Genomic DNA, 24,429 nt, shown 5'->3' with positions numbered 1-24,429 from the left:
GGACGTATCGAGGTTTCCCATGAATGCAGTTCGCCTTGTTGTCTTGGTGCGCGGCCTGGCGTTGACTGCCAGCCTCGTGACGCTGGCAGCCACATCCTCCGCGCAGGTCTCGCTGGCGGATCAGCCGGTGTTCACCTCCGTCAACGTGCCGGGCAACCTGGCGCTGGCGCTGTCGGTCGAGTTCCCGACGGCGATCAGCGTGGCCCACCCCTCGCGCACCTACTCGGCGGCGAACACCTATATCGGCTACTTCGACCCCGCGAAGTGCTACTCCTATCGCTATACCGACGGCACCAGCACCGACAACTACTTCTACCCCAACGGCGCGGCCAGCAGCCACGCCTGTTCGGGCAAGTGGAGCGGCAACTTCCTGAACTGGGCGTCGATGCAGACCATCGACCCGTTCCGCTGGGCGCTGACCGGTGGCTATCGCGTCATCGACACGTCCACGCTGACGGTGCTGGAGAAGGCCTGGGCCACCAACCAGGGCAGCACGAGCAACTTCCCCGACAGCACCACCACCACCTCATCGACGGTGTCCGGGGCCACGCCGTATGGCAGCGCGACGAGCTTGTCGACGCGCATCTGGGCGCTGGGCAACAAGATCCGCTTCCAGGTGCCGAGCACGGGCGGCGCCAACAACGCCAGCTTCACGGCGAGGTACTACAACAACAAGACCCAGAGCAATCCGGTGGCGGTCACCCGCAATGAGGGCTACATCAACTACAACATCAACGGTGACTGGCCCGCTGGCGTGAGCACGACCAATATGTCGGCCAACTGGACCGGCACGGTCAAAGCACCGACCAGCGGAACCTACACCTTCAAGATCCGTGGCGACGACGGCGTGCGGCTGACGGTCCGCATCAACGGCAGCGGCACCACCTACACCATCAACGATACCGGGTGGCATGACCAGGGCGCCACCGACTACACCCTCACCGTGCCGGGCGTGAACGCCAATGACACGCTGAACATCACGGCGCAGTTCTACCAGGGTGGTGGCGGTGGCGAGATCAGCCTGCAATGGCAACTCCCCAACACCGCCGTCTACACCAATGTGGGCGGCGGCGGCGCGGTTGACCTCTACGGCACGGCCACTCACTACAACCCGGCCAACGCGCTGGTGGAAGGCACGCTGTACGAGGCCTTTGTACGCGTGAAGGTCTGCGATCCCGCCGGTTCCTCCACCGATCGCGAAGACAACTGCACGCAGTACGGCACGTCCTACAAACCGACAGGCCTGATGCAGAAGTACTCGGACAAGATCCGCTACAGCGCCTTCGGCTATCTCAACGACAGCGACATCAACCGAGACGGCGGGGTGCTGCGCGCCAAGCAGAAGTTCATCGGTCCGACCAGCCCGGTGCCCGGTGGCATTCCGGTGACCAATGCCAAGGCTGAATGGGACGCGACCACCGGTGTCATGGTGACCAATCCCGACACGGCCGACGCGACGGCGACCGGCGTGACCAACAGCGGGGTGATGAACTACCTGAACAAGTTCGGTGAAATCTCGCCCGGCAGCTACAAGACCTACGACCCGGTCGGTGAGCTCTACTACGCGGCCCAGCGCTACTACCGCAACCTCGGCAACGTGCCCGCATGGACGAATAACGCCACCGCCACGCACATCGATGGCTTCCCGGTGATCACCGCCTGGGACGATCCCATCCTGTACTCCTGCCAGCGCAACTTCATCCTGGGCATCGGTGACGTCAACACCCACGCTGACCGCAACCTGCCCGGCGCGACCGGTCTCTCCGAACCCACCAAGCCCACTGAAGTCACCGCCGACACCGGCGTCAACGCCTACGACTGGACCAACCGGGTCGGCGTGCTGCAGGGCAGTGGCCTGGGCACTACGCTGGGCGCCACCCAGCCCTTCGGCGGCTGCTGCACGAACAACGGCGCACTGATGGCCGGCCTGGCTTATTGGGCCAACATCAACGACATCCGCAGCGACAAGGCGGGCATCCAGACCATCCAGACCTATTGGCTGGACGTGCTGGAGTTCCAGGTCTTCAAGCCCTACAACCAGTTCTACCTGGCCGCCAAATACGGTGGTTTCAAGCCGCCCACCGGCTACTCGGATGCCACGGCAACGACCGCGCAGTTCGACAACAGCGCCGCCACCAAGACCTGGTGGACCACGACGTCGGACACCACGCCGGACGGTGCGCCGCGCCCCGACAACTACTACACCGCAGCGCGCGCCGACCAGATGGTGGACGGCCTGACCAAGACCTTCTCCAGCATCGCATCCCAGCTTTCCGCCTATTCGACCTCATTCTCGACGGCCCTGCCGCAGGTTTCGGCGCTGGGTGTCGCCTCCTATTCGACGAAGTTCGACGCGAAGACCTGGACGGGCGAACTGGAAGCCAGCCTGACCACCTTCGACGCCAACACCGGCGAGCCGAGCCTGACGAGCCAATGGACGTTCTCCGGCAAGCTGGACACGCAGGCGGCCGGTACGGGTTGGAGTAACTCGCGCAATATCGTCACCTACGACACGGTGAACAAGGTGGGCGTGAAGTTCCGCAGCAGCGGCGCCGGCAGCATCCCCTCCGCGCAGCTCGGGCTTCTGAACACCTCCTATGTGGCCGGCGACGACTCCGTCAACTATCTGAACTATCTGCGTGGCGAGCGCACGGGGGAGGTCTCGTCCACCACGACCGGCGTGGCCCACGTCTATCGTGACCGCGCCAAGCTGCTGGGTGACATCGTCAACGCCAAGGCACGCCCGGTGGCGGCGCCCGCCGCGCCCTACTCCGCCGTCAACAACCCTGGCTACGACACCTTCAAGACCACCTACGCGAATCGTCAGCCGATGGTCTATGTGGCCAGCAATGACGGCATGGTGCACGCGGTCAACGGCAGCCTGACCGGCACCGACGCAGGCAAGGAAGTCTGGGCTTATGTGCCGGGCGACCTGTTCAACGGCCCGAACGGCACGCCCAGCGTGGACGGCCTGGCGTCGATCGGCAACCCGACCTTCTCTCACCATTTCCTGGTGGATGCCACGCCGCTGACCATCGACCTGGACTTTGGCGGCACCTACGGTGGCAGCGGCACCGCCGACTGGCGCACCATCCTGGTCGCCGGCCTGGGCAAGGGCGGCAAGGCGATCTACGCCTTGGACATCACCGACCCCGCGTCGGTCACGTCGGAAGCGGTCGCCGCGCAAAAGGTGCTGTGGGAGTTCAAGGACGCCGATCTCGGCTACACCTACGGCCAGCCAGTTGTCGTGAAGACCCGCAAGTACGGCTGGGTGGTCGTTGCCGGCTCCGGCTACAACAACACTGACGGCAAGGCCTACTTCTTCTTCATCAACCCGCGCACCGGCGCGCTGCTGGAGAAGGTCGCCGCCCCCTGCCCCGCCCTCACCGGACCGACGGTCGCAGCCTGCTCGGCGACCAACCAGGCCGGCATGGCCCACGTCAACGCCTTCGTGCTGGACCTGACCGACGGCTATGCGGATGCGATCTATGGCGGTGACCTGATGGGCAACCTCTGGCGCCTGGACGTCACCGGCACGGTCGCCGCCACGGCCTACCCGACACCCGTCCGGTTCGCGCGGCTGGTGGGCTCGAACGGCAATGTGCTGCCCATCACCAGCAAGCCGCTGCCGGTCGTGCAGCCCGGCACCAACAACCGCTACATCACGGTTGGCACGGGTCGATTGCTGGATGGGACCGATCTGAGCAACAACCAGGCGCAACGCTTCTTCGCCATCATCGACGGCACCAATGCATCGTTCAGCCACGACGGCACCATCTCCGGCGAGACGCGGGACCTGACCCTCACCACGGGCAACTTCCCGCTGACGGTGTCCAACCTGCTGGAGCTGACCGACCTGAACACCAAGATCCTGCTGAACCTGACGACGCAGGTGGGCTGGTATGTCGACCTGGGCGTCTCCGCGAGCGGCCCGGGCTGGCGCGTGCTGTCCGATCCGACGTCCTTCTACGGCACCGTTGCATTCGCGGCAACGTCCCCGACGTCCAGCGACCCCTGCGCCCCCAACGGCACCAGCCGCATCTATGCAATCGACCTCGGCTCGGGCTATTGCGGCCTGACCGGCGGCGGCAACAACTGCTATGTCAGCAAGACCGACGGCGTGGTCATCGACCTCACCTTCTACAGCGTCAACATCAACGGCGTCGGCAAGTCGGTGCTGCTCGCGGGCAAGGACAACTGCTCCGGCAACAACTGCCAGCCAGTGGAAAAGGTCGGCACGCGCACGCCGGTCAATCTGGGCCTGCAACGCCTGAACTGGCGCGAAGTCCTGATCAACAACTGAGCTGCAATCGCAGCCCCAAAAACAAGGCCGCCCTCGGGCGGCCTTGTTGCTTTTGAGATCCGGAGCGCTCAGCGCGGCAGCGTCGTCGAGCCCATCAGGTATTCGTCCACCGCGCGTGCGGCCTGGCGGCCTTCGCGGATGGCCCAGACCACCAGGCTCTGCCCGCGGCGCATGTCGCCGGCGGCGAAGACCTTGTCGACATTGGTCTTGTAGGCGTTGGCGCCTTCGGTGCTCGCCTTGCCGTTGCCGCGCGCATCCTTGTCGACGCCGAAGGCCTCGAGGATGGTGGCAACCGGCGACACGAAGCCCATGGCCAGGAAAGCAATGTCGGCCTTCAGGATTTGCTCGCTGCCCTCGACCTCGGTCATCTTGCCGCCCTGCCACTGCAGGCGCACGGTCTTGACGCCGGTCAGCTTGCCCTTCTCGCCAATGAATTCCTTGGTGGCGATGGCGAACTCGCGCTCGCAGCCTTCTTCATGGCTGGACGAGGTGCGCAGCTTGATCGGCCAGTAGGGCCAGGTCAGCGGGCGGTCTTCCACTTCGGGCGGCTGGGGCAGCAGCTCGAACTGGGTCACGCTCTTGGCGCCATGGCGGTTGCTGGTGCCGACGCAGTCGCTGCCGGTGTCGCCGCCGCCGATGACGATGACGTGCTTGCCGGCCGCGGTGATCTGGCCCTTGAGCTTGTCGCCGGCGTTGACCTTGTTCTGCTGCGGCAGGAACTCCATCGCGAAATGCACGCCGGCGAGGTCGCGGCCGGGCACCGGCAGATCGCGCGACTGCTCGGCGCCGCCGGTCAGCACGATGGCGTCGAACCGGCTCTTCAGCTCGTCGGCGGTGACGGTTTCCTTGGCCCAGTTGGTGACCTTGCTGCCTTCCGGCAGCGCAGCGACCATGACGCCGGTGCGGAACTCGACGCCCTCGGCCTTCATCTGCTCGACGCGGCGGTCGATGTGGGACTTCTCCATCTTGAAGTCCGGGATGCCGTAGCGCAGCAGGCCGCCGACGCGGTCATTCTTCTCGAAGACCGTGACGCTGTGGCCGACGCGGGCCAGCTGCTGGGCCGCCGCCAGGCCGGCCGGGCCGGCGCCGACGACGGCGACCTTCTTGCCCGTCCGCAGCTTGGGTGGCTGGGCCGTGACCCAACCCTCGGCCCAGGCGCGGTCGATGATGGCGTGCTCGATGGACTTGATGCCCACCGCGTCGTCATTGACGTTCAGCGTGCAGGCCGCCTCGCAGGGCGCGGGGCAGATGCGGCCGGTGAACTCGGGGAAGTTGTTGGTGCTGTGCAGCACGTGAATAGCGTTTTTCCAGTCTTCCGCGCGGCCCTTGTAGACCAGGTCGTTGAAGTCGGGGATGACGTTGTTGACCGGGCAGCCGCTGTTGCAGAACGGCGTGCCGCAGTCCATGCAGCGGGCGCCCTGCTGCTTGGCCTGGTCGACGTTCAGCGCGATGACGAATTCCTTGTAGTTCTTGACGCGAGCGACGACGGGCTCGTAGCCCTCTTCGAGGCGCTCGTACTCCATGAAGCCGGTGACTTTTCCCATGCTTCCTCTCCTCAGGCCTTGGCGGTGACGACCTCAGGCGACTTGGCCTGGGCGATGGTTTGGGCGGCTTCCTTGGCGGCGTTGATCTCGCCCAGGGCACGGCGGTATTCGTTCGGGAACACCTTGATGAACTTGGCGCGCGACTCGGCCCAGTGGTCGAGGATGTCGCGGGCGCGCTGGCTGCCGGTCCAGCGGTGGTGGTCTTCCAGCAGCTTGCGCAGGATGGCCTCGTCGGTCTGGGCCTCTCGGTCCACGCCGTCGACCGCCTTGGTCTTGTGCCAGATGGCCTTGTCGACCGTCGCTTCCTGCTCGTGGGCCGGCAGCAGCTTCTCCAGCGACACCATGCTGGTGTTGCAACGCTTGGCGAAATGGCCGTCCTCGTCATAGACGTAGGCGATGCCGCCACTCATGCCGGCGGCAAAGTTGCGGCCGGTCTTGCCCAGCACGGCGACGGTGCCACCGGTCATGTACTCGCAACCATGGTCGCCCGTGCCTTCGACGACGGCGGTCGCACCGGACAGGCGCACCGCGAAACGCTCGCCGGCCACGCCGCGGAAGAAGGCCTCGCCGCGCGTCGCGCCGTAGAGCGCGGTGTTGCCGACGATGATGTTCTTGGTCGCGTCGCCGCGGAAGTCGATGCTGGGTCGCACCACGACGCGACCGCCGGACAGGCCCTTGCCGGTGTAGTCGTTGGCATCACCGATCAGGTAGAAGGTGATGCCCTGGGCCAGGAAGGCGCCGAAGCTCTGGCCACCGGTGCCTTCCATCTGGATGAAGATGGTGTGGTCGGGCAGGCCCTCGGGCTTGCGGCGGATCAGCTCGCCGGACAGGCGCGCGCCGACCGAGCGGCGCACGTTGGTCACTTCCTGCATGAACTGCACCTTCTCGCCCTTCTCGAAGGCGGGCAGGCACTTCTCGATGAGCTTGACGTCCAGCGCGCGCTCCAGGCCGTGGTCCTGCACATCGTTGTGGATGCGCGCGACGTCCGCCGGAACATTGGGGCGATGGAAGATGCGGGCGAAGTCCAGGCCCTTGGCCTTCCAGTGCGAGATGGCCTTCTTGGTGTCCAGCCAGTCGCTGCGGCCGATCAGTTCGTCGAACTTGCGCACGCCGAGCTGGGCCATGATCTGGCGCGCTTCCTCGGCGACAAAGAAGAAGTAGTTGACGACGTGTTCGGGGCGGCCGGTGAACTTCTTGCGCAGCGCCGGGTCTTGCGTGGCCACGCCCACCGGGCAGGTGTTGAGGTGGCATTTGCGCATCATGATGCAGCCCTCGGCCACCAGCGGCGCGGTGGCGAAGCCGAACTCGTCGGCGCCCAGCAGCGCACCGATGACGACGTCGCGGCCGGTCTTCATCTGGCCGTCGGCCTGCACGCGCACGCGGCCGCGCAGGCGGTTCAGCACCAGGGTCTGCTGGGCTTCGGCCAGGCCCAGTTCCCAGGGCGTGCCGCAGTGCTTGATGGAACTCCACGGCGACGCACCCGTGCCGCCGTCATGGCCGGCAATGACGATGTGGTCGGCCTTGCACTTGGCCACGCCGGTGGCGACCGTGCCGACGCCGACTTCCGACACCAGCTTGACCGACACGTCCGCCTTGGGGTTGACGTTCTTCAGGTCGTGGATGAGCTGGGCCAGGTCCTCGATGGAGTAGATGTCATGGTGGGGCGGCGGGCTGATGAGGCCGACGCCCGGCACCGAGTGACGCAGCATGCCGATGTACTCGGACACCTTGCCGCCGGGCAGCTGGCCGCCCTCACCGGGCTTGGCGCCCTGGGCCATCTTGATCTGGATCTGGTCGGCACTGACCAGATATTCGGTGGTGACACCGAAGCGACCCGAGGCGACCTGCTTGATCTTGGAGCGCAGGCTGTCGCCCTCTTGCAGCTCGTAGTCGGCCTCCATGATCTTGTGGCCGAGCACGTCACCGACCTTGCTGCCACCGGTGATCTTGATGCCCTTGAGCTCGTTGCGGTAGCGGGCCGGGTCTTCGCCGCCCTCACCCGTGTTGCTCTTGCCGCCGATGCGGTTCATGGCGACGGCCAGCGTGGCATGGGCTTCGGTGGAAATGGAGCCCAGCGACATGGCGCCGGTGGCGAAGCGCTTGACGATGTCGGCGGCCGACTCGACCTCTTCCAGCGGCACGGCCTTGGCGGGATCGAATTTGAACTCGAACAGACCGCGCAGCGTCATGTGGCGCTTGCTCTGGTCGTTGATGATCTGGGCGTATTCCTTGTAGGTCTCGAACTTGCCGCTGCGCGAGCTGTGCTGCAGCTTGGCGATGGCGTCCGGCGTCCACATGTGCTCTTCACCACGGGTGCGCCAGGCGTACTCGCCACCGGTCTCCAGCATGCTGTCCAGCAGCGGGTCGTCGCCGAAGGCACCTTCGTGCATGCGGATGGCTTCTTCCGCCACCTCGAACACGCCGATGCCGCCGACCTGGGTAGCCGTGCCACGGAAGTACTTTTCGACGAAGTCCGCCTTCAAGCCGATGGCCTCGAAGATCTGCGCGCCGCAGTAGGACATATAGGTCGAGATGCCCATCTTGGACATGATCTTGGACAGACCCTTGCCCACGGCCTTGATGTAGTTGTAGCGAGCCTGTTCGGCGCTCAGCTTGGCCGGCAGCTCGTCACCCATGGACTCGAGCGTTTCCAGCGCGAGGTAGGGGTGGACGGCTTCGGCGCCATAGCCGGCCAGCACGGCGAAGTGGTGCACCTCGCGGGCCGTGCCGGTCTCGACGACCAGGCCGGCCGTCGTGCGCAGGCCTTCACGCACCAGGTGGTGGTGGACGGCGGACAGGGCCAGCAGCGCGGGGATGGCGATGCGGTCGGCGCTGAGGTGGCGGTCCGTGATGATGAGGATGTTGTGGCCGGTCTTGATGGCGTCCACGGCCGAGGCGCACAGCGAAGCGAGTTGCGCTTCGACACCGGCACGACCCCAGTCGCGCGGGTAGGTGATGTCGAGTTCGCTGGGCTTGAACTTGCCGTTGGTAGGCGCCTCGATGCCGCGCAGCCGCGCCATGTCGTCGAAGTCCAGGATGGGCTGGCTAACTTCCAGCCGCATCGGCGGGTTGATGGCGTTGATGTCCAGCAGGTTCGGCTTGGGGCCGATGAAGCTGTTCAGCGACATCACGATGTTTTCGCGGATCGGGTCGATCGGCGGGTTCGTGACCTGGGCGAAGAGCTGCTTGAAGTAGTTGTACAGCGGCTTGTTCTTGCCCGACAGCACCGCCAGCGGCGAGTCGTTGCCCATGGAGCCTATGCCCTCTTCGCCATTGGCGGCCATGGGGGCGAGCAGGAACTTGATGTCTTCCTGCGTCGTGCCGAAGGCCTGCTGGCGATCCAGCAGCGTCGTCGTGAAGCCGGGGCGGGCCGCGTCGGGCACGCTGATGTCGTCCAGCTTGACGCGGACGTTCTCGATCCACTGGCGGTAGGGGCGCGCGTTGGCGAACTGGTTCTTCAGTTCCTCGTCGTCGACGATGCGGCCCTGCTCCAGGTCGATGAGGAACATCTTGCCGGGCTGCAGGCGCCACTTCTTGACGATCTTGGCTTCGGGAATCGGCAGCACGCCCGACTCGGAAGCCATGACGACGAGGTCGTCGTCGGTGATGCAGTAGCGGGCCGGGCGCAGGCCGTTGCGGTCCAGCGCGGCGCAGACCTGGCGGCCGTCGGTGAAGGCCATGGCGGCGGGGCCGTCCCACGGCTCCATCATGGCGGCGTGGTACTCGTAGAAGGCGCGGCGGCGCTCGTCCATGCCTTCGTGCTGCTCCCAGGCTTCCGGGATCATCATCATGGCGGCATGGGCGAGCGGGTAGCCGCTCATCGTCAGCAGCTCGATGGCGTTGTCGAAGGTGGCCGTGTCGGACTGGTGCTCGAAGCTGATGGGGTAGAGCTTCTTCAGGTCGTCGCCCAGCACCGGCGACTTCATGACGCCTTCACGGGCGCGCATCCAGTTGAAGTTGCCCTTGACCGTGTTGATCTCGCCGTTGTGGCAGACCATGCGGTAGGGGTGGGCCAGCGGCCACTCCGGGAAGGTGTTGGTGGAGAAGCGCTGGTGCACCAGCGCGATGGCCGAGACGACGCGCGGGTCGGCCAGGTCCAGGTAGTACTTGCCGACCTGGTCCGCCAGCAGCAGGCCCTTGTAGATGACCGTGCGGCAGCTCATCGACGGCACGTAGTACTCGCGGCTGTGCGTGAGCTTCAAGGCCTGGATGGCGCTGGAGGCCGTCTTGCGGATGACGTAGAGCTTTCGCTCCAGGGCGTCGGGCACGATGATGTCCGGGCCGCGGCCGATGAAGATCTGGCGAATCACCGGCTCCTTCTCGCGCACGGTCGGCGACATCGGCATGTCGCGGTCCACCGGCACGTCGCGCCAGCCGATCAGCACCTGACCTTCGGCCTTGATGGCGCGCGCGAGTTCCTGTTCGCAGGCCAGGCGGGACGCGTGTTCCTTGGGCAGGAAGATCATGCCGACGCCGTACTCGCCGGGGGGCGGCAGGTTGATGCCCTGCTTGGCCATCTCCTCGCGGTAGTACTCGTCCGGGATCTGGATCAGGATGCCGGCGCCGTCGCCCATCAGCTTGTCGGCACCCACCGCGCCACGATGGTCCAGGTTCTCGAGGATCTTCAGTCCCTGCTGGACGATGTGATGCGCCTTCTGGCCCTTGATGTGCGCCACGAAGCCCAGGCCGCAGGCGTCTTTTTCATTGCCCGGCCGGTAGAGCCCATGTTCGGCAAGGTCTTGGATCTCGGCTTGAATATGCGCGGCGTGGCTCATGGCGCCCTCCTGGAACACAACAGGGCGCGAGATTAATGCAGTGCAGCAAATGCAGCAACTTGATTAAATTAGGGTCAGAGTCAATTATTTAATTCCCAAGACTTCAAAATCAAATAATTGGGGCCACAGTCATGCGCTCGACGTGGAACTTGGTGGCGGCGGCATGAGCGGCACCTTGCGCGGGCGGCCGCGCGGCCGCTTTACCGCAACCTTTGGGTGAACGTCAGCCAGATTCGCCAGGAAAGCCACGCTACCAACAGGCCGCCCACGCAACACGGCTTCGGTGAACTGCGCCTGCTCCAGAGCCGGGGTGCCCTGCCCCATCAGCTCGGCGTAGGCATGTTCGCGTTCGAAGGGCGTGTTTCCGAGTGACCAATACAGCTCATGCTCCGTCACCAGGGGGCTGCGCGTCCGCCCCAGATGGTGGGCAGCACTGGACCAGGGCCATTGCGCAGCCTCCTGGCACAAACCGGCACGGACTGGATTCAGCTCGATATAGCGCATGCAGGCCAACAGATGCCGCTCGCCCTCGATCAGGCCGGCGCGGAATCGCCCTTCCCACAGAGTGCCGCTGCGGTGATGACGAACGTTGAACCACGCCACGTAGCGCCGCCCCAGCGCCTGCATCATGCGGCTGAGCGCGTCGGCTTCGGGAGGCGTCAGCAGCAGATGCAGATGGTTGTCCATCAGCACATAGGCATGGATGGAGACTCTGTACAGCGCCGCGACCTCGCCCAGCGTCGCCAGCATGTGCTGGCGGTCGTGATCGCTGAAGAAGATGGCCTGGCGGTTGTTGCCGCGCAGGATGACGTGGTGGGGCTGACCCGGCAGGATCAGTCGCGGAAGACGGGCCATGGGAGACTCCCTGTCGGCACTGCGGCTTTAAAGAGAAGCGCCCAGGATAATCGACTCCGACCCCAATTTAATGATCGAGCGCTAGAAAAGGCTTTTGCCCGTCAATCTCAGGTGCTCGCGGATGGCAAACCGGTCGGTCATGCCCGCGATGTAGTCGGTACAGGCGCGCTCGGGGTCGCCGCGCTCGGCGAAATCGGCCGGCATTTGCGCCGGGTCCGACGAATAGGCCGCGAAGAGGTCGCGCAAGACCTGCTCGGCACGGCCGCGCGTGGACTGGACCTGGGGATGCCGGTAGAGATTGGCGAACAGGAAGCGCTTCAGCGCCGTGCTCTTGACGCGCATCTCGGCACTGAAACGCAGCAAGGGCTTGTCGGACCGGCGCACGGCCTCGACGTCGGCCGGTGACGCTTCGGCAAGCGCCGCCCGCGTCGCATCGATGATGTCGTAGACCTGGGCCGACAGCATGCGACGGATGGTCTCGAACAGCAGGCGCTTGCCGGCCAGGCCGGGATGGGCGTCCAACGATGCCCGCCAGTGCTCGCGCACCAGCTCGACCTCCAGCAGTTGCTCCAGTTCGATCAGGCCCGAACGCACGCCGTCATCGACATCGTGAGCGTTGTAGGCCACCTCGTCGGCCAAATTGCAGAGCTGGGCCTCGAGGCTGGTCTGTCCGCCATGCAGGAAGCGTGTCGCGATGCCGCCCGGCTCATCCGCTTCTATGAGTTCGGCATTGCGGCGCGAGCAGTGCTTGAGGATGCCCTCACGCGTCTCGAAGCAGAGGTTGAGGCCGTCAAAGTCCGGGTAGCGCTGCTCCAGGCGATCGACCACACGCAGCGACTGCAGGTTGTGCTCGAAGCCGCCGTGGCCTTTCATGCATTCGTCCAGCACGTCCTGCCCGGCGTGGCCGAAGGGCGTATGCCCGAGGTCGTGGGCGAGGGCGACGGCCTCGACCAGGTCTTCGTCCAGGCCCAGGCTGCGCGCGATCGAACGCCCCAGCTGCGCGACCTCCAGCGAATGCGTCAGCCGCGTACGGAACAGATCACCCTCGTGGTTGAGAAACACCTGGGTCTTGTAGACCAGGCGCCGGAAGGCCGTGCTGTGGATGATGCGGTCGCGGTCGCGCTGGAACTCACTGCGCGTTGGCGCAGCCGGCTCGGGAAGGCGACGGCCGCGGCTGCGCGCCGGGTCAGCGGCGTAGGCTGGGCGCGCTGCCGCCATCAGGCCGCTCCGTGGGCGGCCAACGTCTCGACGATGCGCGCATCGGGCACGGAGTGCAGCCCTGCCCGGCCCAGCGCCTCGATGAGCACAAAGCGGATCTCACCGGCCTCGGCCTTCTTGTCTACGCGCATCAGCGACAGATAGCGTTCCGCACCGAGCTTGGGCGGTTGCACCGGCAGCCCTGTCCTCTCGACGAGTTGGCGCAGGCGTTCGACGAAGCCGGCGGGCATCAAGCCCATGCGCTGCGACAGGTCCGCCGCCAGCACCATGCCGCAGCCGACAGCCTCGCCGTGCAACCACGCGCCATAGCCCATGCCGGCCTCGATGGCATGGCCGATGGTGTGGCCGAAATTCAGGATGGCACGCAGGCCCCGCTCACGTTCGTCCTGGCCGACCACGTCGGCCTTGATCTCGCAGCTGCGCCGCACGGCGTACCCCAGCACGGCCTTGTCGCGGGCCAGCAGCGCATCGAGGTTGTCCTCGATCCAGCACAGGAAGCCGGCATCCGCGATCGGGCCGTATTTGATGACCTCGGCCAGTCCGGCACGCAGTTCCCGGTCGGGCAGGCTGTCCAGGGTGTCGAGGTCGGCGATGACACGCTCGGGCTGGTAGAAGGCGCCGAGCATGTTCTTGCCCAAAGGATGGTTGATGGCGGTCTTGCCCCCCACCGACGAGTCGACCTGGGCCAGCAGCGTGGTCGGCACCTGCACAAAGGGCACGCCACGCATATAGATGGCCGCCGCGAAACCGGTCATGTCACCGATGACGCCACCACCCAGCGCAAACAACACGGTCTTGCGGTCCAGCGCCTCGCCCAGCAAGTGGTCGCAGATGCGGTTCAGGCTGGCCCAATCCTTGTGTTGCTCGCCATCGGGCAGCACGACGACATCGACGCGCTTGTAGACAGCCAGCAGGCGCTCGCGCAACCGGGACGCATAAAGAGGCGCCACCGTCTCGTTGCTGACGATGACGGCCGTCGAGGCCTTGGGCAATTGCTGCCAGCTGCCGGCCTCGTCCAGCAGGCCCGATCCGATGCGGATCTCGTAGTCGCGGTCGTCGGGAAGCTGGATGCGGACGGTATCGGTGGCAGGCATGCGGCCAAGTGTAAGAGCCGCCTTGCCGGCCGCCCTCTGCTTCCCGTCAAGCCGGCATCAAAGCGGCTCGGCGCCGACGGTCGCGGCCACGCGCGCCGGGTCGAGCAGGCCCGCCAGTTCCAGTTGCATCAGCGCCATGTTGACCAGGGCGTGCACCGAGGGGCGAGCGCTCTCCAACACATAGTGGGCGCAGCGGCGGTAGAGGGGGTCGCGCTGCTGGTGCAGCTCGCGCAACTTGGCCAGGGGGTCGCGCACCTGCAGCAGGGGCCGCGTGGTGTCATGGCGCAGGCGACGGAACAGGTCTTCGGGCGTCGAGCGCAGATAGAGCACCGTCGCGCCGCCATGCAGCAGTTCGCGATTGCGCTCCCGCAGCACGGCCCCGCCTCCGGTCGCCATCACGCATTCGCCGGCACGTGCAATCAGTTCGGCAATGACTTCGGTCTCGAGGTCGCGGAAGGCGTCTTCGCCGTGGCGCTCGAAGAACTGCTTGATGCTGCCGCCGATGCGCTGCTCGATTTCATGGTCCGAATCGACAAAAGGCACGCCAATTTGGCGTGCCAGTTGTTTTCCGACGGTGGACTTGCCACCGCCGGGCATGCCCACCAAGGCGAACACCTCAGTTGACCTTTTTGCAGTCGGCTGATAGCCCGCCATAAGGGCTGGTGACAAAGGCCGGCGAAGGCGACTCGCTTGCCAGCACATCCGCCGCCACAGGCAGCCAGAGATAGGTGCTCAGATAGGACTCAACGTCGGCCGCAAACGTTGCCTGGCTGAAACCGTCCACAGCCCTCGAGGGCAAGCTCACTGGGACGCCTAGCGGATAGTAGGCTGGGGGACTCAGGACGCCAGCAGCTGTCACGGTGATCTTGTACCGGACCCAGCTTGCCAGGCTTTGCGGGTACTCGAGTTGAAGAATGGCCACGCCATTGGCATTCGTCTTCGTCGAACCCGTCAGGGCGATGGCGACGTCGGATTTGCGCGGATCCAGTTGCTTGTTGCCGTTGACATCCTCACCGGTATCGATGACGCCGTTGCGGTTCAGGTCTTCATTCGGGCAAGTGGCCAGCAGCGTCGTGCTGTTCACGATGGCATTCGTCACAGGATTTGTCACCAGCACCGTGCTGTCACGGAACCACGCCTTCTTGAGGCTATCAAACCCCCACTTGCCCTTGCCGAAGCCACCCAGGTCTAGCGAAGGCGTGATCTGCACATCGGACTTCGGGTTGCCCGCGGAGTCCACGACCAGCACCACATACCGCTTGATATAGGTCAAGCCGGAGCTGCCGCTGGAAATGGTGTTGTCCGTACCAATGGAGATGGAGACAGGGTTCGCAACGATGGTGAGGGTGGTCGTCATCAACGTGCCGCCCGCTGCTGCGCAGTTTGCCGCCGTGTCACTTACGGCGAAATCGCTGGTCTTCCAGCAGGCCTGCACGGTCACACCGTTGGTGGGGCTGCTGACGGCGCCCGGGGAATAAGTGGTCGAAGCTGCTCCCGAAGCGTCCGACAGCACCGTGTTGTTGCCCGAGCCCACGACACCGGTGTTGTTGTCGCCCGTGACGCCAAACAGCACGCGCACATTGGGAACCGGCGCGTTGGCGCTGTCCCGGAAGAAGGCATTGACGGTCACCTGGTTGCTGGTGGTGCCCGTGTTCACGGTTACCACATCGGCGGACAGGTTCAGCGTCTTGGACACCGGGGTCGCAGAATTGGGCACGCCCGTGCTGCCGCCGCCCGAGATCGGCACCGTCACCGTCGAGGTAAGTCCACCGGCCACCGCCGTGATGGCCAGGCTCGTGCCTGGCGCGTTCGGTGCGGTATAGGTGAAGTCGTAGCCGCCGTTCAGATCGGTCTTGCCCGTCGCGCTGGCCACGCCATTGCCCGAAACACTGATCGGCACGCCGACCATCGGGTTGCTGTTGACGTCCGCAAGTTTGTACTGAACCTTGTTGCCCGTGCTGCCCGGGGCAGCCACCGCCGGCACCGGGCTCGCCTGCGCGAAGCGCGCACCAGTGATCTGGAAGGCCGCTGTGCGGGTCAGCGTACCGCTGGTGGCAACCACGGTGACGGTGCGATTCGACCGGTCTTGTCCGATGCTGACCGTACCCGTGACCTGACCGTTGTTGTCGGTCTGGGTCGTTGGCGTCACGATGAAGGCGCTGGTATCGGTCACCGCCAGTTGAACGGGGATGCCGGACAGCGCGCTCCGGTTGCTGTCGACCGCCGTTGCCGTCGCGACAACCGTCCTGCTGCCCGAGTTGTCGATGTTGGTGGCACTCAGCGTCAGCGTCAGGTCATTGGCCTGCGGATTGGTCGACGTCGTGTTCTGGACAACGTTGAACGTGACGGCCCGCGTCAGCGCGCCCGACGTGACGGTGAGGGTCACCGGCCGGACGGACGTGTCCGAACCCTGCGTGACGGTGGCCGTCAGCACGCCCTTCGCGTCTGTCGCCGTTGCACTCGCCGTCACGACTGCGCCGGCATTGGCAGCAACGGTGACCGGGATGTTGCCCACGGTCGCACGGTTGGCGTCGATGGTGGTGACCGTTGCCGTGATCGAGTCGGTGCCCGAATTCGTCATGGTCGACTTGCTCAGCACGACCACCAGGTCTGCCGCGCTGGCCGCACTCGAGGGGCTGGACGCCCCCGTATCGGGGCCGACGACAGGAGTGCCCGCCGATCCACTGCCACCGCCGCCACAGGCGGTGAGAGCAGCGAGGAGCGCGGCTCCCAACAGCGTACGGATGGCACTGCTGCGCCAAATATCAAACTTCAACATCTCTGGTCACTCCCGTGTGCAGCCAAACCAGCCGGACACATCGTCAATTCAGGAATCCTCAGCGGACCGATTGCCGTTCGCTGACAACCTTGGGCGTCAGGAAGATCAGCAATTCGGTTTTCGCCGTCGTGCGCGTCTTGTTCTTGAACAGATTGCCCAACACAGGCACGTCGCCAAGCAGCGGCACCTTGTTGATCGTCTCGCCTTCGTCTTGGGTGTAGATACCACCGATGACGACGGTACCGCCGTTCTCCACCAGCACCTGGGTCTGAACATGCTTGGTGTTGATGGCGTAACCCTGAGGCGTCAGTGTGCCGCGGCTGTCCTTGTTGACGTCCACGTTCAGAATGACGCTGCCTTCGGGCGTGATCTGCGGCGTGACCTCCAGCTTGAGGTTGGCCTTGCGGAACTGCACCGATGTGGCACCGCTAGCCGTGGCGACCTGGTAGGGCAGTTCCTCACCCTGCTCGATCAGGGCCTTGACCTGGTCGGCCGTGATGACGCGGGGGCTGGACACGATCTTGCCCTTGCCGTCGGATTCGAGTGCCGACAGCTCCAGATTCAGGAAACGATTCGCCGTGGCGCTGAACAACGACACTGCAAACGTCTGGGCGATTGCGCCGGCAAAGCTGTCGGACGACACATTGGCGCCAAGGTTGACGAAGTTCGAGTTGTTGTAAGCGCCGGGATTGGCAGCATTGGAGGGCGCCGAGGACCCAGGCTGGTTGGTCTGGTAGGTGACGCCGTTGTAGTTGCTGCCGAAGGTGACGTAGTTGTTGCCACCCACGCTGTAACCCGGAATGCCGCCCTGCTGACCGCGCAGATCGTTGGCACCCAGCTTGACACCCAAGGCCCGTCCGAAGCGGTCATTGGCCTCCACGATCCGGGCCTCAATCAGCACCTGGCGCACCGGAATGTCGATCTTGGCGATCATGCTCTGAATTTCTTCGAGCTTGCTCGGCACGTCGGACACGAAGAGCTGGTTGGTGCGCGGCTCGAAGATGACGCTGCCGCGTGCCGACAGGATGCGAGTACCGGTTCCGGCACCGCTGCCGCCACTAGCACCGCCGCTTCCACCGCCGCTCCCGCTGTTGGCAATGCCCTGACCGGTCAACCCGCCAGCGATATCCTGGGCCTTCACGTAGTTCAGCTGGAATGACTGTGTGCGCAGCGGCTCCAGTTGGGCAATGTCCGCCTTGGCCTGCAAGTCGAGCTTTTCCTTGGTCGCAAGCTCTTCCTTGGGCGCGATCCACAGCACATTGCCGGACTTCCTCAGCCCCAGACCCTTGGCCTGCATGATGATGTCCAGGGCCTGATCCCAGGGCACATCCTTCAGGCGCAGCGTGACGCTGCCGGTCACCGTGTCGCTGGTCACGACGTTGAAATTCGTGAAGTCGGCGATGACCTGAAGCAGCGCGCGCACTTCGATGTTCTGGAAGTTCAGCGACAGCTTGTCGCCGGCGTAGCCAGGACCTTGGGTCAGCTTGTTCGGGTCGACCTTCTGCGGCCTCACTTCCAGCACGAACTGGTTGTCGCTCTGATAGGCGCTGTGCTCCCAGTTGCCCTTGGGCTCGACAACCATGCGGACGCGGTCGCCCACCTGAATGGTCGAGACCGTCTGCACCGGCGTGCCGAAATCGACGACGTCGATCTTGCGCCTCAGGTTCTCGGGCAGGCTGGAACGAAGGAATTCGACGACCAGGCTCTGGCCCTGCTGCTGGATATCGACACCCACCTGATTGCTCGGCAGATTGACGATGACGCGGCCGGCATCGTCAGCACCGCGGCGGAAGTCGATATCGCGCAAGGGCTGAGGCGCAGCGTTCAGGCTCTGGGCGAAATGAACGGGCTCGTTGGGTGCCTGCGTCTGCGCCACGGTGGGCTGTGCGCCCTCCAGGACCAGAACCAGCGCATTGCCTTCCAGCTTGGCGGTATAGCCCGAAGCGTGGCGAAGGTTCAGCACGACCCGGGAACGCTCACCCGCCTGGGCCACGTTGGCCGAACGCAGATTGCCCTGGTTGATGTCGACCTGGTTGCGACCCATGGCGTTCACGACGCCCGGCAGATCGATGGCGATGCGCGGCGGCGTCTGAATGGTGAAACCTGTCGGCACTGCCGCCAAGGGTTCACTCAGTTCGAGACGCACCACATCCACCCCGGCCTGCTGGCTGGTGTTGATTGCGCGTATCTGCGTTTGCGCCCAGGCCGCTGGCACTGCCAGCAGCGTGAACGCGACTCCCAGCAACCAGCCACGGCACATCGACTTGCTCTCCTGCATTGTCCTGTTCATCGTCCCTTCTCCTGTAGCTGGAGGGTACTGGTGCGCTCGATCCACTCGCCCGCAGCGTCCTGGACGACTTCTCGCAAAGTGATTTCGGTTTCGCTGATCTTGGTGATGCGGCCAAAGTTCTGGCCGAGGTAGTCACCACTCTTGACTTGGTAGAGCAGGCTGTCGACACGGAGCAGCGCGTAGCGCCGACCCTCACGCGTGACACTGCCCACCATGGCCACACTGTCCAGCGGATAGGCCTCCAGCGGCTCCTTGCGGCGGTTGATTTCCGCCGTCAGCAAGGAATTCGGCTGAGCAGCCTCCTGCTTGATCGCGACGCTGAGTTTCTGCGGACTGAAAGGGTCCACGCCGGCAGCCGATTCATAGGGCTGGGGCAAAAACTTCTTGGGAGGCACCAACGGCGTGACCGTGGTTTTGGCCTCCTTGCGCTCCTGCTCCATCCATTGGCGAATTTCGTCCATGTCACTGCCGCAGCCCGCCAACGGCAGCACCACCACAAGAGGAATCAGCAAGCGCTTCATTTCTTGGCCCCCGCCTTGGTCGCGGCCTTCTTCTGCTCGGCAACCTCGGCGGCATCGAGATACCGGTAGGTACGCGCCGTCGCCTCCATGCTGAGGGCGGCATTCGCATCACGCGGGCCACCAGGAGCGAGGACGATGAGGTTGTGCAAGGTGACGATGCGCGACAGGTTGGACACGTCGGCGGCGAAGGCGCCGATGTCGTGATAACGGCCGGACACCTTCACGGAGATAGGCAATTCCGCGTAGTAATCCTTGATCAGCACCTGACCGGGGCGGAACAGCTCGAACTGCAGACCGCGGCCAACACCGGCGCTGCTGATGTCGGACAGCAGCGAGTCGATCTCGGCCTTGCCGGGCAGCTGCTTCTCGAGCTGGGTCACGTACTCCTCGACCTGGCTCTTCTGTTTGCGCAGTTCGGGCAGGTTGACGGCCTGGGCCAGCTTGTTGTGATAGTCCTGGCGCAGTTGCGGCTCACGATCGCGCTCGGCGTCGAGACCCGCCTGCACGTCGGCCAACAGGAAGGCATAGCCAGCGCCGGCGACAGCCAGCATGACAACCAGCGAAGCCGCAAGCTTGGGCAGCAGCGGCCACTGGCCCGGTTCCTTGGGATTGAGGCCCTGGAACTGGCTCGCGACGCCGGCGAACCAGGCATTCAGGTCGAATTTGGATGTGGAGGTGGCCATGGCGATCAGCTCTTCTTCGGCGCGGACGCACCCTGCGCTGCCTCACGCGGCGGGGTCTTGATCGAGACCTTCATCGAGAACTCAAGCAGGCGACGCTGGTCACGCGTGTTGGTCGTGACCGCAGCCAGCTTGACTTCGATGAGATCGGGCTTCTCCAGCCATTCGGAGCTGCGCGACACATTGCGCAGGAACTCGGACACGCGCTCATTGGTCTGGGCAAGGCCGCTGATGGTGACGACCTTGGCCTCCTGGCGGATGGACGTCAGATAGATGCCTTCCGGCGCCAGCCGGGCCAGCTCGTTGAGCAGCTGCACCGGCGTGTTGCGATCGGTCTGCAGGTCTTCGACGGCGCGCTGGCGGGCCTTGAGCGACTCGATCTCGGCCTTCAGGTCGGCGATGTCCTTGATCTGGGCTTCGAGCCGCGAGATCTCGTTCTGGATGTACTGGTTGTGCGACTGTTGCTCTGCAGTCATGAACTGCAGCAGCAGATAGGCGGCCACCACCAGCCCGCCCCCGACCAGGGCGGCAAGCCCCAGGCCTGCAAAGAAGGCTGCCTTGCGCCGCTTGCGCCGCTCTTCGCGGTAAGGCAGCAGGTTGATCAAGATCACTGGAAGAACCTCCGCATCGCGAGGCCACAGGCGGTCAGATAGGACGGCGCTTCACGCTGCAGCCTGGACTCCCGCACGGCCGGGCCCATGCCCATGTTCTCGAAGGGATTGACCACCATGCAGGCAAAGCCCGTTAGGTCGGTCACACGCTCCTTCAACCCGGGCAGCGTTGCCGTGCCACCAGCCAGCATCACGTAATGCACCTTGTGATGCGGCGTGCTCGTGAAGAAGTACTGCAGGGCCCGGCCGATTTCCTGGGACAGGCTGTCGACGAAGGGGTTGAGCACGCTGCTCTCGTAATCCTCGGGCAGTTCGTTGGCCAGCTTCTTCTGCTCGGCCTCTTCGAACGAGAAACCGTACTGGCGTGAAATGAGCTGTGTCAGCTGGGATCCCCCAAAGGACTGGTCCCGGTCGTAGAGCAGCTCATCATCACGCAGCACCTTGAGGCTGGTGGTGTCGGCACCGATCTCGAACAGCGCCACGAGGGCATCCTTGCCTTCATTGGGCAGAGCCGCGATGAGGCGGCCCATGGCCATGCGCGACGCATGAGACTCGATGTCGAGCACGACGGGCTTGAGACCCGCAGCCTCGGCCAGGCCCTGGCGGTCCTGCACGCGATCCTTGCGCGACGCGGCGATCAGCACCTCGACGTCACCCACCGACGTGGGGCTGGGGCCGATGACGCAGAAGTCCAGGCTCACCTCATCCAGAGAGAACGGGATGTACTGGTTGGCCTCGGCCTCGACCTGCAACTCGAGCTCTTCTTCGCGCAGCCCGGCGGGCAGCATGATCTTCTTGGTGATGACGGCCGACTGCGGCATGGCCAATGCCGCGTCGCGGGTCTTGCTGCCGCTGCGCGCCACGACCCGACGCACGGCGTCAGCCACTTCGTCGAACTTCTCGATCTGGCCGTCAGCGATCCAGCCCTTCTCAAAGGGCTCGCTGGCAAAACGCTCCAGAACGAATTCACCGTTCTTGGTCTGGCTCAATTCCACCAGCTTGACACTGGACGAACTGATATCCAGGCCAATCAGGGGGGGGTGCTTGCGACCCAAAAGTGCGTCAAGTATTCCCATGCCCTTTGTTCCCCGACACGCGAGTTACGTATCGGACTATTAATAAGTTACTTGAATGCTAGCAGCAAAGCCGTTGACACCGAACGGAAATTCGGCGCCAGCTGGTAACGCCACGTTGCTAAACATACACGATTCAACTGACTTGCAAGCTACTGAAAAACACATGGGAAGCGGTCGTTTGGCACGCGGCCCGAGGCGTCGCTGCGTATACAAGGAGGCTTCACCGCCCCTTCCTATAATCCGCCGCCTCCTCCCAACGCGCCCGCGGGCGCGCCCCGCCGGCTCATGAATGACAAGCCCCGCTCCGCTGCACCCAGTCCTTCGTCCGCCGGCACGCCCCCATCCAGTCCCCTCGCCCGCCTGAGGCCCCGTCTCGGCCGCTGGGCCTTGTGGGGTCTGGGTCTGCTGGCGGGCGGCTTTGTAGCGGTCGCCCTGCTGCTGGGCCTGGGTCTGGCCCTGGCCTATCCCAACCTGCCCGACATCAGCGGCCTGACCGACTACCGGCCCAAGCTGCCCATGCGGGTGCTGTCCAGCGACGGCGTGCTGCTGGGCGAATTCGGCGAGGAGCGCCGCAGCTACCTGCCGATCAAGGAGATCCCGAAGGTCATGCAGGAGGCCGTGCTGGCCATCGAGGACTCGCGCTTCTATCAGCATGGCGGCGTCGACTACCTGGGCGTCATCCGTGCCGGCCTGGCCAACGTCGGTGAATCGCGCAGCCAGGGCGCGTCCACCATCACCATGCAGGTGGCGCGCAACTTCTACCTGAGCACGGAGAAGACCTTCACGCGCAAGATCTACGAGATCCTGCTGGCGCTGAAGATCGAGTCGGCCCTGTCCAAGGAAAAGATCCTCGAGATCTATATGAACCAGATCTTCCTGGGCCACCGCGCGCACGGCTTCGCGGCGGCCAGCGAGATCTATTTCGGCAAGCCCATCGACAAGCTCAGCGTCGCCGAGGCGGCCATGCTGGCCGGCCTGCCCAAGGCACCGTCGGCCTACAACCCCATCAACAACCCCAAGCGCGCCACCATCCGCCAGCAATACATCATCGAGCGGATGTACGAGACGGGCTACATCACCGAGGAGCAGCGCGACGAGGCCAAGGCCGAGAAGCTGCGCATCCGTCCGGTGCAGGAGTCGGTGTCGCATGCCGAGTTCGTCGCCGAGGCGGCGCGCCAGCTGATCTTCAACCAGTACGGCGACGAGGCCTACTCGCGCGGCCTGAACGTCTATCTGACGCTGAACAGCGCCGAGCAGAACACCGCCTATCGCGCCCTGCGCCGCGGCATCCTGGACTACGAGAAGCGCCAGGTCTACCGCGGCCCCGAGGCCTATGCCGACCTGCCCAGCGATGCCAAGGCCCTGGACACGCGCATCGCCGAAGCCCTGGCCGACCACCCGGCCAACGACGAGTTGCTGGCAGCCGTCGTGCTGGACGCCGACCCCAAGAAGGTAACGGCCGTGTTGCAGAGTGGCGACGCCATCACCATCCTTGGCGAGGGCCTGAAGCCTGCCACCTCCGGCCTGTCGGACAAGGGCAATCCCAAGACGCGCATCCGCCGCGGCGCCGTCATCCGCGTCGTCAAGGGTGTCAAGCAGAAGGACGGCAACGAGTGGACCATCACCCAGCTGCCCGAGGTCGAGGGCGCCTTCGTGTCCATGGACCCCAAGACCGGCCAGGTGCACGCCATGGTGGGCGGCTTCGACTACAACAAGAACAAGTTCAACCACGTCACCCAGGCCTGGCGCCAGCCGGGTTCCAGCTTCAAGCCCTTCATCTACTCGGCGGCACTGGAAAAGGGTTTCACGCCGGCCACGATCGTCAATGACGCGCCGCTGTTCTTCGACGCCGGCACGACCGGCAGCCAGCCATGGGAGCCCAAGAACTACGACGGCAAGTTCGAAGGCCCGATGCCACTGCGTACCGCCCTGGCCAAGTCCAAGAACATGGTCTCCATCCGCGTGCTGCACTCCATCGGCGTGAAGTACGCGCAGGACTGGATCACCCGCTTCGGCTTCGAGGCGGAGAAGCATCCCGCCTACCTGACCATGGCCCTGGGCGCCGGCTCGGTCACGCCCATGCAGATGGCCCAGGGCTATGCGGTGTTCGCCAACGGCGGCTACCGCGTCAGCCCGCAGCTCATCAATCGCATCACCGACAACAAGGGACGGCTGCTCTACGAAGCCCTGCCGACGACGCTGGGCGACGACGCCCGTGCCATCGAGCCGCGCAATGCCTTCCTGATGAGCAGCCTGCTGCAGGAGGTCACGCGCAGCGGCACAGCGGCGCGCGCCCAGGCGACGCTGAAGCGCCCCGACATCTACGGCAAGACCGGCACGACCAACGACTCCATGGACGCCTGGTTCGCCGGCTACCAGAAGGACCTGGTCGCCATCGTCTGGATCGGCTACGACCAGCCGCGCAAGCTCGGCGACCGCGAGACCGGCGGCGGCTTGAGCCTGCCGGTCTGGATCGAGTACATGGGCTTTGCGCTGAAAGGCAAGCCGGTCGACGAGATGACGCCGCCGGAGGGCATCGTCAACGTCAATGGCGAGTGGTTCTACGAGGAATACACCAGCGGCAACAGCGTGCGCGAGCTGTCCAACGAACCGACGGCCGTGCCGGGCGCGGCCACCGAGGACGAGAAGAAGTCCATCCTGGACCTCTTCAAGCGGTGACGCC

General features: G+C 64.8%; 14 protein-coding genes. 2 read left to right on the top strand and 12 right to left on the bottom strand.

Annotated elements, in window-relative coordinates:
* Positions 1-19 precede the first annotated feature (19 nt).
* Positions 20-4,303, top strand: coding sequence for a PilC/PilY family type IV pilus protein (locus ACS5PN_RS21000; RefSeq protein WP_439465960.1), 4,284 nt, complete (start codon positions 20-22; stop codon positions 4,301-4,303).
* 68 nt (positions 4,304-4,371) lie between these two features.
* On the opposite strand, the gene ACS5PN_RS20995 is transcribed toward ACS5PN_RS21000, so the two are convergent.
* The 12 genes from ACS5PN_RS20995 to ACS5PN_RS20940 all read right to left on the bottom strand — a co-directional run bounded on the left by ACS5PN_RS20995 (position 4,372) and on the right by ACS5PN_RS20940 (position 21,746).
* Entirely contained in the window at positions 4,372-5,847 is a 1,476-nt protein-coding gene (locus tag ACS5PN_RS20995) for a glutamate synthase subunit beta (RefSeq protein WP_439465959.1), read from the bottom strand.
* An 11-nt stretch (positions 5,848-5,858) separates the two neighbouring features.
* A complete protein-coding gene (locus tag ACS5PN_RS20990; protein WP_439465958.1) occupies positions 5,859-10,622 on the bottom strand; it encodes a glutamate synthase-related protein in 4,764 nt (1,587 codons plus the stop codon).
* A gap of 129 nt (positions 10,623-10,751) precedes the next feature.
* Positions 10,752-11,477, bottom strand: a complete 726-nt coding sequence (locus tag ACS5PN_RS20985) for an REP-associated tyrosine transposase (protein ID WP_439465957.1) — start codon at positions 11,475-11,477, stop codon at positions 10,752-10,754.
* An 81-nt stretch (positions 11,478-11,558) separates the two neighbouring features.
* Positions 11,559-12,695 (bottom strand): deoxyguanosinetriphosphate triphosphohydrolase, encoded by a 1,137-nt coding sequence (locus ACS5PN_RS20980; protein WP_439465956.1) that lies wholly within the window; start codon positions 12,693-12,695, stop codon positions 11,559-11,561.
* Positions 12,695-13,789 carry a 3-dehydroquinate synthase gene (gene aroB / locus ACS5PN_RS20975; protein ID WP_439465955.1) on the bottom strand — a complete coding sequence of 365 codons (1,095 nt, stop codon included), beginning with the start codon at positions 13,787-13,789 and terminating at the stop codon, positions 12,695-12,697. Before aroB ends, ACS5PN_RS20980 begins: the two co-directional genes overlap by 1 nt.
* A 57-nt stretch (positions 13,790-13,846) precedes the next feature.
* On the bottom strand, positions 13,847-14,443 hold the full coding sequence (locus tag ACS5PN_RS20970; RefSeq protein ID WP_439465954.1) for a shikimate kinase: 597 nt from the start codon (positions 14,441-14,443) through the stop codon (positions 13,847-13,849).
* On the bottom strand, positions 14,406-16,568 hold the full coding sequence (locus ACS5PN_RS20965; protein ID WP_439465953.1) for a hypothetical protein: 2,163 nt from the start codon (positions 16,566-16,568) through the stop codon (positions 14,406-14,408). The genes ACS5PN_RS20970 and ACS5PN_RS20965 overlap by 38 nt, the downstream gene beginning before the upstream one ends.
* A 58-nt stretch (positions 16,569-16,626) precedes the next feature.
* Positions 16,627-18,846 carry a type IV pilus secretin PilQ gene (gene pilQ, locus ACS5PN_RS20960; RefSeq protein ID WP_439466386.1) on the bottom strand — a complete coding sequence of 740 codons (2,220 nt, stop codon included), beginning with the start codon at positions 18,844-18,846 and terminating at the stop codon, positions 16,627-16,629.
* A gap of 8 nt (positions 18,847-18,854) precedes the next feature.
* Positions 18,855-19,379, bottom strand: coding sequence for a pilus assembly protein PilP (locus tag ACS5PN_RS20955; RefSeq protein WP_439465952.1), 525 nt, complete (start codon positions 19,377-19,379; stop codon positions 18,855-18,857).
* Positions 19,376-20,062, bottom strand: coding sequence for a type 4a pilus biogenesis protein PilO (locus ACS5PN_RS20950; RefSeq protein ID WP_439465951.1), 687 nt, complete (start codon positions 20,060-20,062; stop codon positions 19,376-19,378). The genes ACS5PN_RS20955 and ACS5PN_RS20950 overlap by 4 nt, the downstream gene beginning before the upstream one ends.
* A gap of 5 nt (positions 20,063-20,067) precedes the next feature.
* A complete protein-coding gene (locus ACS5PN_RS20945) occupies positions 20,068-20,670 on the bottom strand; it encodes a PilN domain-containing protein (RefSeq protein ID WP_439465950.1) in 603 nt (200 codons plus the stop codon).
* Complete coding sequence (locus ACS5PN_RS20940) at positions 20,667-21,746, bottom strand: pilus assembly protein PilM (RefSeq protein ID WP_439465949.1); 1,080 nt, start codon at positions 21,744-21,746, stop codon at positions 20,667-20,669. The genes ACS5PN_RS20945 and ACS5PN_RS20940 overlap by 4 nt, the downstream gene beginning before the upstream one ends.
* Positions 21,747-22,031: 285 nt before the next feature.
* Here ACS5PN_RS20940 and ACS5PN_RS20935 point away from each other — a divergent pair, with 285 nt between their 5' ends.
* The gene (locus ACS5PN_RS20935; protein WP_439465948.1) at positions 22,032-24,425 is read left to right on the top strand and encodes a penicillin-binding protein 1A; all 2,394 of its coding nucleotides are present in this window, start codon (positions 22,032-22,034) and stop codon (positions 24,423-24,425) included.
* Positions 24,426-24,429: the final 4 nt, after the last annotated feature.

This window comes from Roseateles sp. NT4 (assembly GCF_051857475.1).
Classification (GTDB): domain Bacteria; phylum Pseudomonadota; class Gammaproteobacteria; order Burkholderiales; family Burkholderiaceae_C; genus Pelomonas.
This window is presented reverse-complemented; position numbering and strand designations above follow the sequence as displayed.

Coding starts and splice junctions, on each gene's coding strand:
- ACS5PN_RS21000 (WP_439465960.1), top strand. CDS start 20: ATGAATGCAGTTCGCCTTGTTGTCTTGGTGCGCGGCCTGGCGTTGACT.
- ACS5PN_RS20995 (WP_439465959.1), bottom strand. CDS start 5,847: ATGGGAAAAGTCACCGGCTTCATGGAGTACGAGCGCCTCGAAGAGGGC.
- ACS5PN_RS20990 (WP_439465958.1), bottom strand. CDS start 10,622: ATGAGCCACGCCGCGCATATTCAAGCCGAGATCCAAGACCTTGCCGAA.
- ACS5PN_RS20985 (WP_439465957.1), bottom strand. CDS start 11,477: ATGGCCCGTCTTCCGCGACTGATCCTGCCGGGTCAGCCCCACCACGTC.
- ACS5PN_RS20980 (WP_439465956.1), bottom strand. CDS start 12,695: ATGGCGGCAGCGCGCCCAGCCTACGCCGCTGACCCGGCGCGCAGCCGC.
- aroB (WP_439465955.1), bottom strand. CDS start 13,789: ATGCCTGCCACCGATACCGTCCGCATCCAGCTTCCCGACGACCGCGAC.
- ACS5PN_RS20970 (WP_439465954.1), bottom strand. CDS start 14,443: ATGGCGGGCTATCAGCCGACTGCAAAAAGGTCAACTGAGGTGTTCGCC.
- ACS5PN_RS20965 (WP_439465953.1), bottom strand. CDS start 16,568: ATGTTGAAGTTTGATATTTGGCGCAGCAGTGCCATCCGTACGCTGTTG.
- pilQ (WP_439466386.1), bottom strand. CDS start 18,846: ATGCAGGAGAGCAAGTCGATGTGCCGTGGCTGGTTGCTGGGAGTCGCG.
- ACS5PN_RS20955 (WP_439465952.1), bottom strand. CDS start 19,379: ATGAAGCGCTTGCTGATTCCTCTTGTGGTGGTGCTGCCGTTGGCGGGC.
- ACS5PN_RS20950 (WP_439465951.1), bottom strand. CDS start 20,062: ATGGCCACCTCCACATCCAAATTCGACCTGAATGCCTGGTTCGCCGGC.
- ACS5PN_RS20940 (WP_439465949.1), bottom strand. CDS start 21,746: ATGGGAATACTTGACGCACTTTTGGGTCGCAAGCACCCCCCCCTGATT.
- ACS5PN_RS20935 (WP_439465948.1), top strand. CDS start 22,032: ATGAATGACAAGCCCCGCTCCGCTGCACCCAGTCCTTCGTCCGCCGGC.